Consider the following 17,308-nt stretch of genomic DNA (forward strand, 5'->3'; position numbering starts at 1 on the left):
TTCAGAGATTTTTAGGGTTTAAGAATTGACTTTTCTTCTATTATCTATTTTGTCTAATGTATCTAAAATAGCAAGTTGTTGAGTTAGTTTTTCGCCTCCTTTTATTCCAAAATCTAATGTTCTGATAGGGAAAGGAATAGTAATATCATTAGCATCAAATGCTTTTTTGATAGCAATTCCTGCCCTCGTACAAGCTCTGTGATAGGAAGGCTGATGACAGTCATCAATCCAAAAACGGACAACAAAATTAACAGAGCTATCTCCAAAACCATCAAAATCTATACGTACATCGCTAAAATCATTTTTCGTAATATCTAAATCACGGATTGTTTCGTAAAGCAACCTTTCTACTTTTTCTATATCATCTCCATACGAAACTCCAACAGGAACACTTACCCTACGATGATTGAGACGATTATAATTCAGTAGTGGGTTTTGAAAGACTTCTTTTGAGGGAATAATTACGTATTGTCCATCAAAGTTTTCTATATCAATCGCTCTCAAACCTATTTTTTTGACATAACCCACATAATCATTCGTTTGAATAAGGTCATTTATTTGAATTGGTTTTTGTACAGCAATAAAAATTCCTGAAATAAAATTAGTCGCCAAATCTTGAAAAGCAAAACTAAGCGCAAGACCAATCACACCAGCACCTGCGAGTAAAGAGGTAACTGTTTTGTCTAAGTTCAGAACACCTAACGCTACAAAAGTACCCACAATCATAATCACATAAAATATGACTTGAGTAGCCAAATCTAAGATATTCATATTATCCACCCAGCGAGAAAGTGCACGACTGATTCCTAATTTTATCGCTCTTGCCAAAAAATAGAAGACAATAATCACAATTATTGCCAAGAAAAAATTAGGTAGCATTGCAACTAAAGTTTCAAACCACCCAAGTAGTTTTGAAGATAAGGCTTTGTAGCCTTTATGTAAAAGGTCAAGTTGATTATCTAATTCGTCCATTAAATTATTAGCTATTTCTTAATTATTTTTTACGTTTTCTACTTGCTTTTTTTGAGCGTTTGATTTGTTGTTTGGCTTCTTTTCTCCGCTGCCTGTCTGATTTTACTTGAAGGTCTTTTTCTTGTTGCTCCATTCTTTCTTCTAGGGTCATTTCTCCAAAAATAACTTTTGGGTCAGAATCTCTATACGTAGGACAGCTAGAACGCTTTGAAGCACCACAACTTGATAAAACAAATATAGCTGCAAAGATAATAGAAAATAAATTATATCTTTTAAGTAAATTATTTTTCATTGTAATTGGTTGGTTTGGTTTTTAAAACAAAACTTTGACTATATAAACTATTGAAACAGAAAAATATAAGTCAAAAATTATTTGATTTAAGTTATTATAGAAAATAAGGAAATTTATTTTTTAATCAAAATTTGAAAAGACTGCATATTTAATGGAAATTCCATCAAGACATGAAGCATACTCAGAAAATAAAGTGTCAGGATTCCTGTTTTGAAATCATAAAAATAAACTCCTAAGGCAATCAGCCACAGTAATATAGCAAAAATCAAACGCAATTTGTTTACTTTGTGCCAAGCAATAATACGTACCTTCGAAAACCAGTTTAGATAGTGATAAGTATAAGCAAAAGCAACAAAACGCTGTATCTTGATAGAAAAAGAAGATTCAAAAATCAGCTCCTTGTTTTCTTCATTAAAAACTGTTCCATCAAAAAGGGCAATAAATACTTTGTTTAGCATATCAAAACCACTCAAAAAGTAATTAGATTTAATTTTTTCAGACAAAGTTGGTAATGATACAGGAATAAGCCAAAAGCTAATTGAGCAAACAATGAAGATAATAAAACACGCTTTTGCCCAAAAACTAGGGTTCTTCTTAATTCCTACAAGCATAAAAATACCTGTAAAAACAAAAACATGAATGAGGGTAGGAAGAAGAAGACCAATAAGCAACAAGTAATAAAATTGATTGCGAAGCAGATAAACTCCAATAACAACTATAATCAATAAAATTATTTTGTCTTTTCGTTTCTTAATAAAAATAGCTGAAAACGATAATGCAAAAGCTAGGAAAATGAAATGAGTAGAATATTGAGCATTCCAAAAAGGCAGCACAGAACGTACATCAAAGCCCAAACGATAGCAAACATAACTTACAGAAACTATTATAGCACATATAAAAATAGTAATCAGTTCTGGTTTGGCAGAAGAAGTAAAATATTTTTTTTCGTGCAGCCAAGCAAGTTCCGTCAGATAATGTAACGAACCTAAGACAACATAACTAAATAAAAAAAGCTCAAAAGGAATCAAATATGCAGCTATGCAAGAAAGTATAATCAATAAGGCTTGAAATTGGTTAGCTTTCAAATGTGAAATATGATTGATATAAAAAAAGAAAAATCAGACAACTAAAAAAACTGTCTGATTTTACTATATCCAAAAATAATATTTTTTCTAACGATAACGTGCGCCTCTATAACGAGGTTCAGAAAAAGGATTCGGACAAGCTACATCATCTTTCCCTCCAAAGTTGAATACTAATGAGATTTCGTGTGAGTTAGCTCTAGCTCCTGCAACTTCTGAAATAGACCAATCATAACTGTAAGCCAATGCCCAACCACCAAATTTAACGCCTAACATTGCCACAACAGCATCATGTTTTGGGAAATTATTAGTTGATTGTTCGATTGGAAAACCTCTATACCAAAGTCCATATAAAAGTGGTGCATATTCTCCGTGTGCGCCAAGGCTAATCTGTTGAAAAGAACCTTGTTTTTTGTACATAAAAGAAGGCGTAATACTTTTACTACGGTCATCATAACGATTTGCAAAATCTATTTTGTAGCCACCATGTAATGAAAATTTGATAGGTAAGCGATTTTCGTCTCCAATAAAACTATCTGGGGGACTATTAATATGATTAGCAGAAAGTCCTACCCAGAAATTTTGTCCAAAAAGAACAGCTCCTGTAGAAATATCTACATAACTAAGTTGATTACGAGCAAAACTTTCACCTGTTGGTGTTCCCATAAAACCTCTATCACTAAATTGGTCTGGAAAAGTAAGTCCTACAAAACCTGCATTTTTTTGTACATATCCTACTTGTAAGGCAGGTTGAACGGTAAGCCTATCACTCAAAGGAATCATATAGGCATAAATAAGCGAGACATCTGTACTTTTATAAGGCGTTACACCTGTGCTTTGCTCATCTACTTTGGCTATTACGCCAATGGAAGAACGAATATTTGGAAAATAATAATCAAAACCACCTGCGTAAGTAACGTAATTAACATCTAAACTAGGCCATTGATTGCGATAATTGAGTGTCATTCTACCTCCTTGATGCATTCCTGCAAAGGCTGGGTTGAGATAAAGAGGAGCATTATGAAACTGAGAAAACTGTAAATCTTGTGCAGTAGTGGTATGAGAAAATCCTAGGCAAGTAAATAGGGTAACAACCCAGAGAGTCTTTTTAAGTAAATCTAAATTCATTGTCGTATTATAAATATAATTGTAATTTTATAGCTGGTAGTCGTCTAATCAACTTTTTTATTGAGAAACCCTGTATAAGTAGTAACTAAAGATTAATCTAATTAATTAACTAAACATAATGCAAGGTAGCATTTTTTATCTTTATTATAAAAAAATAACGTTTCTCAAAAGTTAAAATTGTGTTTTTAAATGCTTTATCATCTAAAGAAAACACTTTATACCTTAGTTTTATTTTAGATTTACAAAAATATCAGCTAGTAAAAACTGTATTTTTATCGAAATGCAGTAGTAGTAGATATGAAAACGAGGTCAATTACATCTAAATTTAGATATTGAAGCTATCAAGTCTTTTTTTCAAAACTGTGTTAAAGGAAATTATGTGTGTTCGTTTTCCCAGAAACGAACTTATAGGATTTTTTAGAAGCGAATAGTTCTTTAATAAAAATGCTTATAAAGAATCGTTTTTTATTCAATTCTGGGAAATTGAACACACAATAAAAAATCTACTCAAATTTTCCTGTTTTTTCACGCCATTGCATAATAAGCTCAAATGTATTGGTGGACTTTTGGTAATCCATATAGCCATAAAAATTATCAAAACTTGCTCCTAAAACGCTATTCAAGGCTACTTTATCTTTTTCTGTGGGTTCATCTGGCAAAAAGGCTTTCAAGTCTTCTAAGTGATACATCTCTTCTACTTTTTTGACATCTTCTATATTCCATCGCTTACAAAAAAGTGCGTAGCCGTTATTTTTGTCACTGAGGTTATTCATCTGAACTGGGAGTTTAAATGGTAAATAGGTATGTAGTAAAGTACGTATTGTTAAAAAGCAAGGTTTAGAAAAAAGTCCGTTAAATAGGTTTATCAATCTTTAAGTAAATACAAATTATCATCTTTTCTAAGTTGATTTATTAAAAATGGAATTAAAATAGAGTAACTTTGTAAACTCATTAAACTTAAACAATCGCTCATGAGGATACGAGCAATGGCGAAAGTTATCTATAACTTGGTCATAAATAAAAATACTACCGTTGCTTGTATCCTCGCAAGTAAATCTTTATTCTATCAATTTATGAGATTTTTATTTATTATAGTATTTATTTTTTTAGGATTTTTTTCTCAAAACTCTTTTGCCCAAAAATCAACTAATGGAGCAACTAACAAAACCATAGAAAAAAAACCTACTTTAGAAACCATTGAAGATACAACACAAACTTTATCAAAAATAGAGCTTTTGAAAGCAGGTGTTTTGGAGGGAGATGTACTTCCAAATGGAGAAAAAATACGTATTCTGAGGAAAGACGAGCGTGGACAAGTTCAGTTTAAGCAAAGAAATACAGTTATGTATGCCGATAGTGTTTTTCAATATATTGATAGAAATCAGATTGAAGCTTTTGGAAATATTCGTTTTGTAGAGCAAGATAGTCTTACACTTGTTGGCGATACTCTTTATTATGATGGTTATACGAAATTAGCTAAAGTAAGAGGAAATGTAGTTTTACAAGACCAAGAAAAAACAGTCCGTACACGAAAACTAAATTATAATATAAAAACAAAAACAGCTAATTATTTTGAAGGTGGAGTAGTTACAGACAAAACCTCACGACTGACAAGTGATAGAGGATATTATAATACAAACTCTAGAATTGCTACTTTTCGTGGGAATGTACAGGCTCTTAGTCCAGACCAACAACTAATAGCCGATTCGGTGGCTTACAATACAGTTACAAAAACTGTATTTTTTGATTCAGAAGGAAAAATCATTAATAAAGACGGAACAATCAATGCTGTAAAAGGAACTCAAATCAATGCTCAAACAGGAATTTTGAAGACAGCAGAAGGAGCTAATGTAGCCACACGTGTAGAGAACCGAGATTATATTATTTCTGCAAACTTTATTGATTATGATAACCTTACAGAAAAAGGTGTTTTTAAAGAAAACGTACAGCTTTATTATAAAAAAGAAAATGTTACCATTTTTGGAGATGAGGCATATTATGATGGAATAAATAGCCGTTTGGATGCTTATGGAGATGCTCTTTTAGTAAAGCCTTTCAAAAGTGATACGCTTTATATTTCAGCCGATACGTTGATTGCAATGAACGATAGTGTGGCAGCCCAACAGCGTTTTTATGCATATAGAAATGTCAAGATTTATAAACGAGATTTACAAGGAATTTGTGATTCTCTAAATTATGACTTAGAAGATTCGACTATCTATTTTGATTACGACCCTGTTTTATGGAATACTTCAAATCAACTTTCAGGTACAAGAATAAAAGCCAAACTAAGAGATAATACTGTTGATTCAATGACCATTACAGAAAAAGCCTTTGTTATTTCGGCTGATGTTTTTGGGCAGTTTAATCAGATAAAAGGTCGGGATTTACTCGCCGTTTTTGATAGTGGTTACATAAAACGAGTAAATGTTGATGGAAATGGTGAGAGTATTTATTTTATGGTAGAAGAAAAGAAAGACGAAGAAACTACTCTGAAAGGAATGAACTATATAAAGTGCAGTAGTATTATTATGAAATTTATTTCAGATAACGAGCTAGAAGAAATTCTTTTTTTACAACAGCCCGAAGGAAAAGTAATTCCTCCACAGCTTATTACAAAGAAAAATTCAGAACTTGGAAATTTTGAATGGCGCATCGAAGAAAAACCTACCTACAAAATGATTATGCAGGGAAGAAACCCAGAGGAAGCTGCCAAAAACACCTATAAAGTAAAAAATATAGATGGAAGAAGAATCATAGATAATGATTTTTTTGGTGTTTATTTAAGTGAAGATAAGACAAAATTGACATATTACAACCCAAAACTACCAGCAAAAAATCTTGAAAATGAGTTTTTCTTATATGTTTATCCTCAAAACAAAAAAGATTTACCAGAAGAATTTAGATTGTATGGTTATGTAGTTGTTCCGTTTTATAATATGGATACAGAAATCTATAAGCCCAACCAGCCTTTTTATTATACGCAAGAATTACCCAAATTTAAGATTAAGAAAATCACGACTGGACAAAAAATAAAAATAGAAGTAGATGAAGAAACAGGAGAAATAATATCAAACCCAAACCCTGTAAAGCCTTGGAAAGAAATATATGAGTTTTAGATTACGGAAAAATTTCGCTTTGAGTTCAATGTTTTATTTTATCGTAAAAAAATATTTTCACTCTCTGTGTTTAGAATGTATTTCGTTATTTAACACTAAAAATTAAAACAATACCTGCGTAAAATTCTTTGGATAGAATAAATTTTAATCAACAATTAAATTATCCTCATTTTTTATGAATATCAAAGACGCAAAAGTAATCTTGACAGGTGGAAGTACGGGAATTGGTTATGAAACAGCCAAACTTCTAAAAGAGCAAGGAGCAGATGTTTTTATTTGTGCCAGAACTGAAAAAGATGTTGAGAAAACAATATCAGAATTAGGAATAAAAGGAACAACAGCAGATGTTTCGAAAGAAGAAGATGTAAAAAATCTTTTTGAAAAAGCTCTCAAAGAAATGGGTGGAGTTAATGTAGTTATAAATAATGCAGGAATTGGTAGTTTTGGAGCATTGGTAGATACTTCTGTTGAAGATTTTACAAAAACTTGGGAAGTAAATGTAAAAGGTGCGTTTATGGTAGGAAAAGAAGCTGCCAAACATTTCCAAAAAGAAAACACTGGAAATATTATAAATATTGCTTCTACGGCTTCTCAAAAAGGTTTTGCAAACGGAACAGCTTATTGTTCTAGTAAGTTTGCACTAGCTGCTATGACAGAGTGTTGGCGTGCCGAACTTCGTAAACATAACGTTAGAGTAATGCAAATAAATCCTAGTGAGGTAGTAACACCATTTTTTGATAAAGTTGGTATGAACCAAGATAAAGAAAATGAAAGCAAACTTCACGGAACTGAAATTGCTCATACAATTTCCTCTTTACTTTCTATGAATAATGTAGGTTTTGTTACTGATGCAACTGTTTGGGCAACAAATCCACAGTAAAAAAGTAAAATAAACTTCTATACAATCAAAAAAACACCTTCAGATTATATTAATTTGAAGGTGTTCTATTTGATGCGAATATAGTAACCGAAGAAAGTTATTATCATTACAGTAGTACCAATCCATTATCGCCTTTAAAAATGAATGAGTGAAATTTTAGTATATTGAAACTTCAAATACACGGCTACAAGCCGAATACATATAACTCACTAGGCAAAGCCAAGCGAGAACCATTTTAAATCTTGCGAGGGACAGCAGAGGTTCATATAATTTCTATGAATTTGATGATATAACTACCTATCCTTTTCTGACTCATTATATGGAAGAATTTGGATAAAAATCTGTTTTTTTTTGATTTGAGTTTTTTGGTTTTGTGGGAAGTTAGTAGGTTTGTGAGGGTATGTTTGTTGTTGGTCATCGTAACGGCAAGCCGAAACTAAAGACCAACAACGGCTTTAGAGGAAAATTTAATTAATCTATATTACAAAATAGTTAAAATGAGTACATACACTAGAGCATTGTTAATATTCTTTATATTTATGCAGTCTGCTTGTAATAGACTTACAAATAAAGAGGCTATTATTGCTGCTAAAAACCATCTTTATATAGTGCAGCATGAGCATGAGGTTATACAACCCTTTATAAAAATAGTAAGCGATTCTAATCGTCATGTTATGATGTCTAGAACAAACCGAGGGGCACTTAGGCAACTAGGTGACTACTACATAGAAGGAGATCGCATAGGAAGACTCATTGAAAATGTACCTTCTAATGTTCAATCATCTATTCAAAATTTTGTAGATATAATCTCTGATAATGAGTCTATCTTTTACACACCAAATAAGAAAATATACAATACTTGTGGCAGAAGGCTTAGTTACTTTTTCTATTATAAAAGTATGAACACAAATTGTGTTCCGTGTGATTCATTACTAATGAATCAAAGTCTAGAAGACATATGTAAAGTTCATTGTTCTTTAGAAAACAATTGGGTTATAGCTTTTTAGCCCGTTAATCGTAGTGTTCCAAAGATAAAGCCCCAGTTGGGAGTAGTGTTCCAAAAGGTAGAATAAAAAAAGGTCGTTAAGCCTAAAAAATAGAGTTTCAAAAACACCTTCAAATTAATGCAATTTGAAGGTGTTTTTAGTTTATAAAATATTTCAAACAAATTTAATTCTCCACTTCTATCGCTGCAATACGTTCTTTTAATGTTGTGTTTTCAGCACGTTCCATTATACTAAAATACTGCATTCCGATAGAATAAATAAACAAAGGAACAATCAGAAACATTCCAGTAATCAGACTAGCAAAATAAAATACTTGTACAATCTTGAGTGCAAATGTTTCACCTTCCAAAAAGTGCATTTCCAAAACAGAAATAAAGAAACCACTCAAAGGAGAATTAATAAGAACATAATAAACAGAACCCACCATAAGAGTAATTGCCATCATCATAAAACTATCGATGGGCTGAAAGAAAAATAGTTTTAATGCTTTTCCAAAAGCTTTGAAAGGATTATTTGTGTGAGTTGTCCAAGTAAACAACCAAAAAAGAAATAGTGGTATAACTAATAAAGCTACAAAAATCATATAGGGACTAGAAAAAATAATAACTTTTACCAAAACGACAACTAGAAGTGATTTGTAACCATTTTTAAGTAAAAAACTTCCAAAGCCATTAAGAGACCACTCTATTTTCCTAGATTCTTGAGCAACCGTTTCAGAGAAAAAATAATATGGAAAGGTAACTGCAAGTGTCCAAATCAAGGTATGTACTATCATAAAAGGAATACTTTGTATATAATTTCCTGTTACAATTAATAAATAATACTCTTCTAGTTTATATTCCAAATCACGAGGAAAATCAAAATTTGAAATATCTTTAAAGACTAAAAGATACATCCCGATAGCTAGTGGAAAAAGCATTGCTGCACAAATATTAAAAATAGGAACAAAATGCCTTCTATGAATCATCATTGATTCTGTCAGAATATTGCCTAATGTTCGTATCTGAAAAAGCTCAAATTCACTATCTTCATTAGTTTCAGGAAGTTTTTGGACAGGTAATTTTATTTTTTTAGTCTTTACCAAAACATATGGATAAATCACAAAATAACCTAACATAAAAGCAAAGGAAAGCAAAATAAGCGTACCACGAACTACCAAAGGCACTTCAGTATAACGAGTAAGAAAACTCTCAATAAACCCAGCCAAAATAATAACAGGAACAAGCCCTACCATTACCTTCATTCCACGCCTAGCACTAATCTGAAAAGACTCTAAACGGCTAAGTGTTTTGGGAAACAATAATCCTTTTCCCATCGTAATTCCTGCTGCCGTAGCAACAACAATCGCCGAAATCTCAAGTGTTCCGTGTAACCAAATGGCAAACATAGAATCTATCAAAACATCTTTTTCGTAAAAAAAATATTGAAAAGACCCAACCATTATTCCATTATAAATAGCTACAAAAATACTTCCGACACAAAAAAGCGCACCCATCACAAAGCTCATAAATGCTACTCTTAAATTATTAAAAGTAATTTGAAAAAACATAGTTATCTCATTACTTCCTTTATAAACAGCCATCGGATCACCTTTAGCAATATTTTCTTCTGTCATCTGTACATATCTCTCTCCCAAAATAACATTTACAAAATCTGGGTCTTGTACAGTAGAAAAAATACCAATCAGTAAAGCACCAAAGAAAATAAGAAAAGCAACCAAAAGGTCTTTTCGAATCATATACATAGTAGCTGGTAAATCAGTTGTCCAAAAATCTAAAAGTTTTTGCCATCTGACACGCTTGTTTTTATAGACATCTCTAAATATTTGTTGAGCAATTCCGTTGAGATATAAACGTACCGAACGATTTGGGTAAAACGTACGTGCATAAGAAAGGTCATCTGTAATTTCGACAAAAGATTCACTAAGTTTGTCTGGATTACGTTGTTTTTCTTTGAGTAATTGCTCAAAGTCTTGCCATTTTTCCTTATTTTGTTCTATAAAAGTATTTTCTCTCATTTTTTATAATTTTTATAAAATTGCGCTGCCAATTATTTTGTCATCATTTTATATATAGACTACAAAATACTAATTAATTTCTTAATTTGTAATCTAAAACCTTTCATTTGTTGCAAAAAATTAAAATATAAGGTTAGATAATCAAAAAATACTCTGTAAATATATGAAAACCATTTCTATTCGCACTTCTCAAAACGTAACCATTGAATACGAACTGCCTTCTACCGTTCAACGTATCATTGCTTGGATTATAGATTTGGCTATACTTATTCTTGTCAATATTGTTTTATATCTACTTTTCAGTTGGTTACTTTATGTAGTTGGTTGGTCAGAAGTAGCTTATGCTTTTTTTAGTTTTTTAGTGATTTTGCCTTTGTGGCTTTTTTATTCCATGTTTTGTGAAATTATTTTCAACGGACAAAGCATTGGCAAACGAGCTATGGGGATTCGTGTGGTCAAACTAAATGGAGATATTCCTTCTCTTTCAGATTATTTTATGCGTTGGTCGTTTCGTTTTGTTGATATTGTTCTCTCATCAGGAGCTTTAGCTGTTTTGTTGGTTACAGGAACTGAAAAAGGACAGCGTTTGGGAGATATTTTGGCAGGAACAACAGTCATTAAAGTAAAATCAACGCAACACGTAAATATGAAAGAACTTCTCAATATTCGCTCTTTTAGAAATTATGAACCTACTTATGAGCGTGTTACAGTGTTTTCAGAGGATGATATGCTTGCTATCAAAACAATTCTCAATCGTGCAAGTCGTTTTCCAAAACAAAAAGAGACTTATAAATTACTTCAAAAGACAGCACTCTTAACAGCACAAAAATTAGATATTTCTCAAGAAAAATTTTCAAGTCCACAACAAACAAAGCAGTTTTTACATACTGTATTGCAGGATTATATCGTTCTGACAAGATAATTTTTGTAGAATAGATAAGCAAGAGAAAATTTTATCTGAATATTTCCAGCACTAAAAAGCTAAAAATTACACCTTCCTGTAATAAATCAAGTTTATTCAAACTAATAGAGTAGTATCTTAGTAATAGTAATATCCACCAAAAAAATAGTTTTGAATAATTTATGAATTTAGCTCAAAATACTGCCGAAGCTCTACGTGCTACTCGTGATAATTGGCTGCGCTCTCTTCTTACTATTTCGCTTATTGCTATCGGAATTACTGCTCTAGTAGGTATTCTGACAGCTATTGACGGTATCGAACAAAATATTACTTCTGGTCTTTCAGATTTGGGAGCTAACTCTTTTGATGTCAAAGATAAAGATAATAATATGCGTTCTCGTCGTCGTGGAGTAGTAGAGAAAATAGAAAGTCCATTGAAATACAATGAAGTAATGGCATTCGAAAAACGTTTTAGTGAGAGTGTCAGTTCGGAAGATGCAGTTACTATTTATACAAGAGTGAGTTTTGGAACAGAAGTAAAATATCAATCTGAAAAAACAAACCCAAATTCTTCTGTCGTTGGTATTGATGAAAATTATAATTTAGTAAATGGCTTTGAAATTGAAGAAGGTAGAAATTTTACTTCAATAGATATTCAAAGAGGAAGTCAATTTGCTATTATTGGAAAAGAAATAAATGAAACTCTCTTTAAAGGAAACTCGCCTATCGGAAAACGTATCTTAGTAAAAGGATATGGTTTTACGGTTATTGGTCTTTTAAAAGATGAGGGAGGCATAGGAAGTTCGTCAAGTACCAATAGAAGTGTTTTGATTCCTCTACCGATGGCAAATATTTTGGGAAATGACAGACAACTTTCTTATACAATTACGATTGGCGTAAAAAACCCTGCCCAAACGGAAGCATTGATGGGAGAAGCAACAGGACTCATGAGAATAATTAGAGGAGACAAACTTACTCAAAAATCATCTTTCGAAGTTTCTAGTAGCGAATCATTAGCTTCTTCTTTAGGAGAAACAACAGGAATATTACGTATAGGAGGTGCTGGAATAGGATTTCTGACATTATTAGGAGCATCTATCGGACTAATGAATATTATGCTTGTTTCTGTTACCGAACGAACACGAGAAATAGGAATCAGAAAAGCCATTGGAGCTTCTGCCAAACAAATCAGAAGGCAATTTTTAATCGAAGCAATCGTTATTTGCTTACTGGGTGGATTATTTGGCATTTTTTTGGGTATTACATTAGGAAACGGAGTCGCCAAAATTATTGGAAGCGCAGATGCTCAATTTATTATTCCTTGGCTTTGGATGATTGGTGGCATCATAATTTGCGTTCTTGTAGGACTAGCTGCTGGTGTTTATCCTGCCTATAAAGCTTCTAAGTTAGACCCTATTGAGTCTTTACGTTATGAATAATTTAACTTTTACAAGAAAATACTTTGAAGATTTAAATGCTTGACTTTTGTTTTTTTTAACAAAAATCTACATATTACGTTCAAATATTGATTATAATAAATCTAAATTCAGATTTTAAAAAATATCCTACATAAAAACACAGTATCTTTGTGAGAACTATTACTTAATTTTTCTTGTTTGATAAGTTCTTCAAAAGAATGTTAAGTTATAACTCACAAATATATTAGCACACTAAATTTTACCTTTATTTTTATTAAATGAAAACTACAAAATACTTATTTTTTTTATCTTTAATTGGTCTTTTATTTTTTTGTAATGGATACGTTTGGGCTACTTCGCTCAACAACTTGAAAGGCACAAAATGGTATTTGGAACGAATGACAGAACAAGACACGAGTGTTTCTTCCAAAATTACCTCTAAATTATTCAAACAGGGCGCACAGCAAATTTCATTTGACAAAAATGGAAAATATGATGCACGGAATTTATTAGGCTTAGATAGCCTAAAAGGTTTTTTTATAGAAACAAATCATACTTTAGTTTTGAGTAATGAAGCTGGAAATGCCTATTACTGGGTTTTTGAGATTGAAAACAAAAGTTCTGATTCGCTTACAGTACAATTTGTAAATTATTCAGCAAAGTCTTCTATAATTAAGCTTACCTTCAAACCAATGACAAAACAGCTTGAAGAAATGGTATTGATGCAAAATAATCAACCCAAATATGCTGACTTTAAGGGAGATTGGGAATGGAATTTTGACGGAAAAAAAGTTTTGATTCAACTCAATCAAGTTGGAAAAGAAGTTTTGGGAACGCATTGTTATGGCGTAGATTGTCAGTATAATTACTCTCTTTCTGGTACGGTAGAGGCAGATACAGCTACTTTGCAAGTGAAAGACCGTAATACATTAGAAATTTTGGGGGTCGCAAAACTTATTCGTCTATCTGACGGAACACTAAGTTGGCGATTAGACAAAAATGAAAAAGGGAAAATTGTAACCGTAGAAAAAATACAGCTCAATCAACCCAAGGCAATTATGAATAACAAGGAAAAAGAAAAAACAGAGGGTACTAAAAAAATGTAATTACTAAAATTATAAAATTCAAGTAGATAAATTACATCAATTTTAATGTGTTTTTAGTATCTTTGTACTTATAAATTAGCAAAAAACGTACAATCATAATAGGTTCACGCCAAACTTCTCATAGATTTGGTGTGTTCTTTTTTTTGATAAAAAAATAAATTATAAAATTTCAGAATTATGGCAAACATATCATATTTTACAAAAGAAAAATACGACGAATTACAACAAGAACTTTTACACCTCAAAACAAAAGGAAGAGCAAACATTGCTGCAGAGATTTCAGAGGCAAGAGACAAAGGCGATTTGAGGGAAAATGCAGAATATGATGCAGCGAAAGATGCACAAGGAATGCTAGAAATGAAAATATCAAAGCTAGAAACAACAATCAGTAATGCTCGTATTCTTGATGAGTCTCAAATTGATACGTCAAAAGTTTCTATTCTTTCGAAAGTAAAAATCAGAAATTCGGCTAACAAAAAATTAGTCTTGCAATATACAATCGTTGCAGAAGAAGAATCAGATTTAAAACAAAACAAAATTTCTGTTTTATCTCCTATTGGAAAAGGTCTTTTAGGAAAAAAAGTAGGCGACACAGCAGAAATAGATGCTCCAAGAGGAAAAATGAAATTTGAAATTCTAGAAATTACTAGATAAATAATGATTAATGGTAAGTGATTAATGAAATTACATACTCTCAAATAATTTACCTTGTATAATTTTTAAATCGTAATTTTTAATTGACTTCGTCGCTTTGGCAAGTCATAATTCGTAATTAACTATGTCTATTTTCACAAAAATTATCAACGGAGAGATTCCTTCTTATAAAATTTTGGAAGATGAAAAACACCTCGCTTTTTTAGACGTTCGTCCATTAAAAGAAGGACATGTTTTGTGTGTTCCCAAAAAAGAAAACGATTATATTTTTGACCTTGCCGATACAGAGCTTTCTGAATTAATGCTTTTTTCTAAAAAAGTGGCTTTAGCAATGAAAAAATCTATTTCTTGTAATCGTATCGGAGTAGCTGTTGTTGGCTTAGAAGTGCCACACACACACGTTCATTTAGTTCCAATTAATGAAATTTCGGATTTAGATTTTTCAAAAAAACGTCCAGAATTTAGTCAAGAAGAATTTCAAAATACAACAGAAAAGATTCGTCAGAATTTTGTCTAATCAAAAATGTGGTGTTGCTTGGCTGTTAGTTTCGCTACACTAAAACACCAACAACGGCATAAAGAATTTTATATAACTATGAAAAATATTAAATTTTGACGTAAAAATGCTCTATTTCAAATAAATGAAATAGAGCATTTTTTGTAATTTGACAGAATTGTTTTTATTTCTTTGGAGCAACTCTACGGATAGAACGAAAGCGTTTTGCATAATGTCCTTTTCCATCTTTTGAAAGCGTACTGTAAGCTACTGAATATCTTTTTCCAGAAGTAGCATGAATAAATTTAATAGGTTCATTCTTTTTGTTTTCTACTACAATTCCGACGTGTCCAGTACGGTCAATATTTGGGTCAGTTCCTGTGAAACAGATAATATCTCCTTCTTTAGCATTTTCTAGGCTTATAGTTTTGCCTACTTTGTCATACATTCTTGAAGAAGCAGGAAGAGCAATATTATGATTTTTGAATACATAATAAACAAATCCTGAACAGTCAAAACCTTTTGGCGATTTTCCTGCATAAACATAAGGAACGCCTTCTAAAGAAGTTGCCATTTCTAAAACAGAGTTTACAAACTCCTGTCTTTCTGAATCAATATTTTCTTTTTCTACTGTCTTATTATCTTCCGTATTTTTAATGCTTATAACTTTGTCTTCTCCAATACTAGAAGCCTCAGAAGCCGAAAAAACTTTTGCTTCATTGTTATTTACATTCTCGTTTTGAGAAAAAGCAGCACAACCAAAAACAGAAACTAACAATACAGCTGATAAAACGTAATTGCGAATAGTAGTCATAATAATTTCTTTTTAGTGAGTGTTCAAAACAAACTTTGTTTTGTATAATTCTTACTAAGAATATTGCAAACGCCTTGCCAAAAGACCTGTTAATTAGAATAAATCTAAATAAAATATAACTTTAGATGTTTTTTACTGTCTTTTAAAAAGAAATCTATGATTTGATTGAATATTAATAATTTTACTTTTCTATTTTGTAATCACACGAATACTACTCTTTACTTTATCTATTTTTTCCTTAATTGAATCTACATCATTTCCCAAAATGGTAATATGTCCCATCTTTCGTGCTGGTTTTGTTATTTTTTTTCCATAAATATGAGGATAGACATTTTCTAAGTCCAATAATTTATCTAATCCTTCATAAAATGGTTTACCTGTATGATTTTCTTCTCCTATTAAGTTCAAAATAGCTGCCGAGCTTCGAAGCGTAGTTTTTCCTAAAGGCAAGTTCAGGATAGAACGTAAATGTTGAGCATATTGAGAAGTTGTGGAGGCTTCTATGGTGTGGTGTCCACTATTATGAGGGCGTGGAGCAACTTCATTAACTAAAATATTTCCCTTCTTATCTATAAAAAGTTCAACAGCTAAAAGACCTACCATCCCATTTATTCCTTCCTTATTTCCTAATTTTTCAATGACTTCTTTAGCTAAACGAATAGATTCTTCTTTCTGACTTTCCGTAATTTGTGCTGGTGCTAACAAATAATCAAGCAAATTATATTTTTCATTAACAACCATTTCGACAGCATCAAAAACAGCTATTTCTCCTTTTTCATTTCGTGCTACAATCACAGAAATTTCTTTTTCAATATCTACTTTTTCTTCTAAAAGCGAGGGAGCTTCAAAACCGTTTTGCTTTGCATCTTCTACGTTTTTCAGAATCTGAACACCTTTTCCATCATAGCCATCTTTGCCTAATTTCTGAACAATCGGAAACAAATTTGAATCACTCTTAGTTTTTTCTGTCAAGTATTTTATTAATTCTTCTTTATTATCTATCAAGACAAAATCAGAAGTTGGAATATGATTGTCTTTGTAGAATTGTTTTTGTAGTCTTTTATCTTGAATCAAACGAATGATAGCAGGTTGAGGAAATACTTTTTTACCTTCTTTTTCCAACTGTTCAAGTGCATCAGCCGAAACTTTTTCAATTTCTATAGAAATAACGTCCATCTGACGACCAAAACCTAAAACATCTTGTTCATTTGTAATATCTCCTTTGTGGAAATTCTTTGAAACGGCAGAGCAGGGCGCATCGGAATCGTTTTCTAAAAAATGTAATTCAATGTCTAAATCAATTGCTGGAGAAATCAACATTCTGCCAAGCTGTCCACCTCCTAAAATACCTACTTTTTTCTGTTCCATAATTACAAATTCGTTTTAGTAATAATTTTTTTTTCTAGCATAATTCTATTTCTT

Annotated in this window: 16 protein-coding genes; 8 read left to right on the top strand and 8 right to left on the bottom strand. The window is 31.6% G+C overall.

All coding sequences use genetic code 11. The annotated features are described in order from the left end of the window. Positions 1 to 18: 18 nt before the first annotated feature. The 5 genes from WAF17_RS05670 to WAF17_RS05690 all read right to left on the bottom strand — a co-directional run bounded on the left by WAF17_RS05670 (position 19) and on the right by WAF17_RS05690 (position 4,247). The gene (locus WAF17_RS05670; protein ID WP_338767364.1) at positions 19 to 972 is read right to left on the bottom strand and encodes a mechanosensitive ion channel; all 954 of its coding nucleotides are present in this window, start codon (positions 970 to 972) and stop codon (positions 19 to 21) included. Positions 973 to 994: 22 nt separating this feature from the next. After that, positions 995 to 1,264, bottom strand: a complete 270-nt coding sequence (locus tag WAF17_RS05675) for a hypothetical protein (RefSeq protein WP_338767367.1) — start codon at positions 1,262 to 1,264, stop codon at positions 995 to 997. A gap of 113 nt (positions 1,265 to 1,377) precedes the next feature. Next, the gene (locus WAF17_RS05680) at positions 1,378 to 2,349 is read right to left on the bottom strand and encodes a hypothetical protein (protein ID WP_338767371.1); all 972 of its coding nucleotides are present in this window, start codon (positions 2,347 to 2,349) and stop codon (positions 1,378 to 1,380) included. A gap of 87 nt (positions 2,350 to 2,436) precedes the next feature. Further along, complete coding sequence (locus tag WAF17_RS05685; RefSeq protein ID WP_338767373.1) at positions 2,437 to 3,474, bottom strand: PorP/SprF family type IX secretion system membrane protein; 1,038 nt, start codon at positions 3,472 to 3,474, stop codon at positions 2,437 to 2,439. Positions 3,475 to 3,977: 503 nt separating this feature from the next. Then, a complete protein-coding gene (locus WAF17_RS05690) occupies positions 3,978 to 4,247 on the bottom strand; it encodes a hypothetical protein (RefSeq protein ID WP_338767375.1) in 270 nt (89 codons plus the stop codon). Between the two features lie 198 nt (positions 4,248 to 4,445). On the opposite strand from WAF17_RS05690, the gene WAF17_RS05695 reads away from it, so the two are divergent. From WAF17_RS05695 to WAF17_RS05705, 3 genes are all read left to right on the top strand, one after another. After that, positions 4,446 to 6,593, top strand: coding sequence for an OstA-like protein (locus tag WAF17_RS05695; protein ID WP_338767378.1), 2,148 nt, complete (start codon positions 4,446 to 4,448; stop codon positions 6,591 to 6,593). 175 nt (positions 6,594 to 6,768) lie between these two features. Next, positions 6,769 to 7,473 carry an SDR family oxidoreductase gene (locus WAF17_RS05700; RefSeq protein WP_338767380.1) on the top strand — a complete coding sequence of 235 codons (705 nt, stop codon included), beginning with the start codon at positions 6,769 to 6,771 and terminating at the stop codon, positions 7,471 to 7,473. Positions 7,474 to 7,970: 497 nt separating this feature from the next. Beyond that, positions 7,971 to 8,480: a hypothetical protein gene (locus tag WAF17_RS05705; RefSeq protein ID WP_338767383.1), complete on the top strand. Its 510-nt coding sequence runs from the start codon at positions 7,971 to 7,973 to the stop codon at positions 8,478 to 8,480. Between the two features lie 163 nt (positions 8,481 to 8,643). Here the strand turns inward: WAF17_RS05705 and WAF17_RS05710 are convergent, their stop codons facing one another. Beyond that, positions 8,644 to 10,497: a stage II sporulation protein M gene (locus WAF17_RS05710; RefSeq protein WP_338767386.1), complete on the bottom strand. Its 1,854-nt coding sequence runs from the start codon at positions 10,495 to 10,497 to the stop codon at positions 8,644 to 8,646. Between the two features lie 163 nt (positions 10,498 to 10,660). Between WAF17_RS05710 and WAF17_RS05715 the strand changes: the two genes are divergently transcribed. The 5 genes from WAF17_RS05715 to WAF17_RS05735 all read left to right on the top strand — a co-directional run bounded on the left by WAF17_RS05715 (position 10,661) and on the right by WAF17_RS05735 (position 15,093). Further along, a complete protein-coding gene (locus WAF17_RS05715) occupies positions 10,661 to 11,419 on the top strand; it encodes an RDD family protein (protein ID WP_338767389.1) in 759 nt (252 codons plus the stop codon). 161 nt (positions 11,420 to 11,580) lie between these two features. Continuing rightward, positions 11,581 to 12,837, top strand: a complete 1,257-nt coding sequence (locus WAF17_RS05720; protein WP_338767392.1) for an ABC transporter permease — start codon at positions 11,581 to 11,583, stop codon at positions 12,835 to 12,837. 257 nt (positions 12,838 to 13,094) lie between these two features. Next, a complete protein-coding gene (locus WAF17_RS05725; protein ID WP_338767395.1) occupies positions 13,095 to 13,922 on the top strand; it encodes a hypothetical protein in 828 nt (275 codons plus the stop codon). 177 nt (positions 13,923 to 14,099) lie between these two features. Further along, entirely contained in the window at positions 14,100 to 14,576 is a 477-nt protein-coding gene (gene greA, locus WAF17_RS05730) for a transcription elongation factor GreA (protein WP_338767397.1), read from the top strand. Positions 14,577 to 14,700: 124 nt separating this feature from the next. Next, positions 14,701 to 15,093: an HIT family protein gene (locus WAF17_RS05735; RefSeq protein WP_338767400.1), complete on the top strand. Its 393-nt coding sequence runs from the start codon at positions 14,701 to 14,703 to the stop codon at positions 15,091 to 15,093. 163 nt (positions 15,094 to 15,256) lie between these two features. Here WAF17_RS05735 and WAF17_RS05740 read toward each other — a convergent pair whose 3' ends face one another. After that, the gene (locus WAF17_RS05740) at positions 15,257 to 15,886 is read right to left on the bottom strand and encodes a C40 family peptidase (protein WP_338767403.1); all 630 of its coding nucleotides are present in this window, start codon (positions 15,884 to 15,886) and stop codon (positions 15,257 to 15,259) included. A 189-nt stretch (positions 15,887 to 16,075) separates the two neighbouring features. Continuing rightward, entirely contained in the window at positions 16,076 to 17,254 is a 1,179-nt protein-coding gene (locus WAF17_RS05745) for a 5-(carboxyamino)imidazole ribonucleotide synthase (protein WP_338767406.1), read from the bottom strand. Between the last annotated feature and the right edge of the window lie 54 nt (positions 17,255 to 17,308).

The organism is Bernardetia sp. ABR2-2B, from assembly GCF_037126435.1.
Classification (GTDB): Bacteria; Bacteroidota; Bacteroidia; order Cytophagales; family Bernardetiaceae; genus Bernardetia.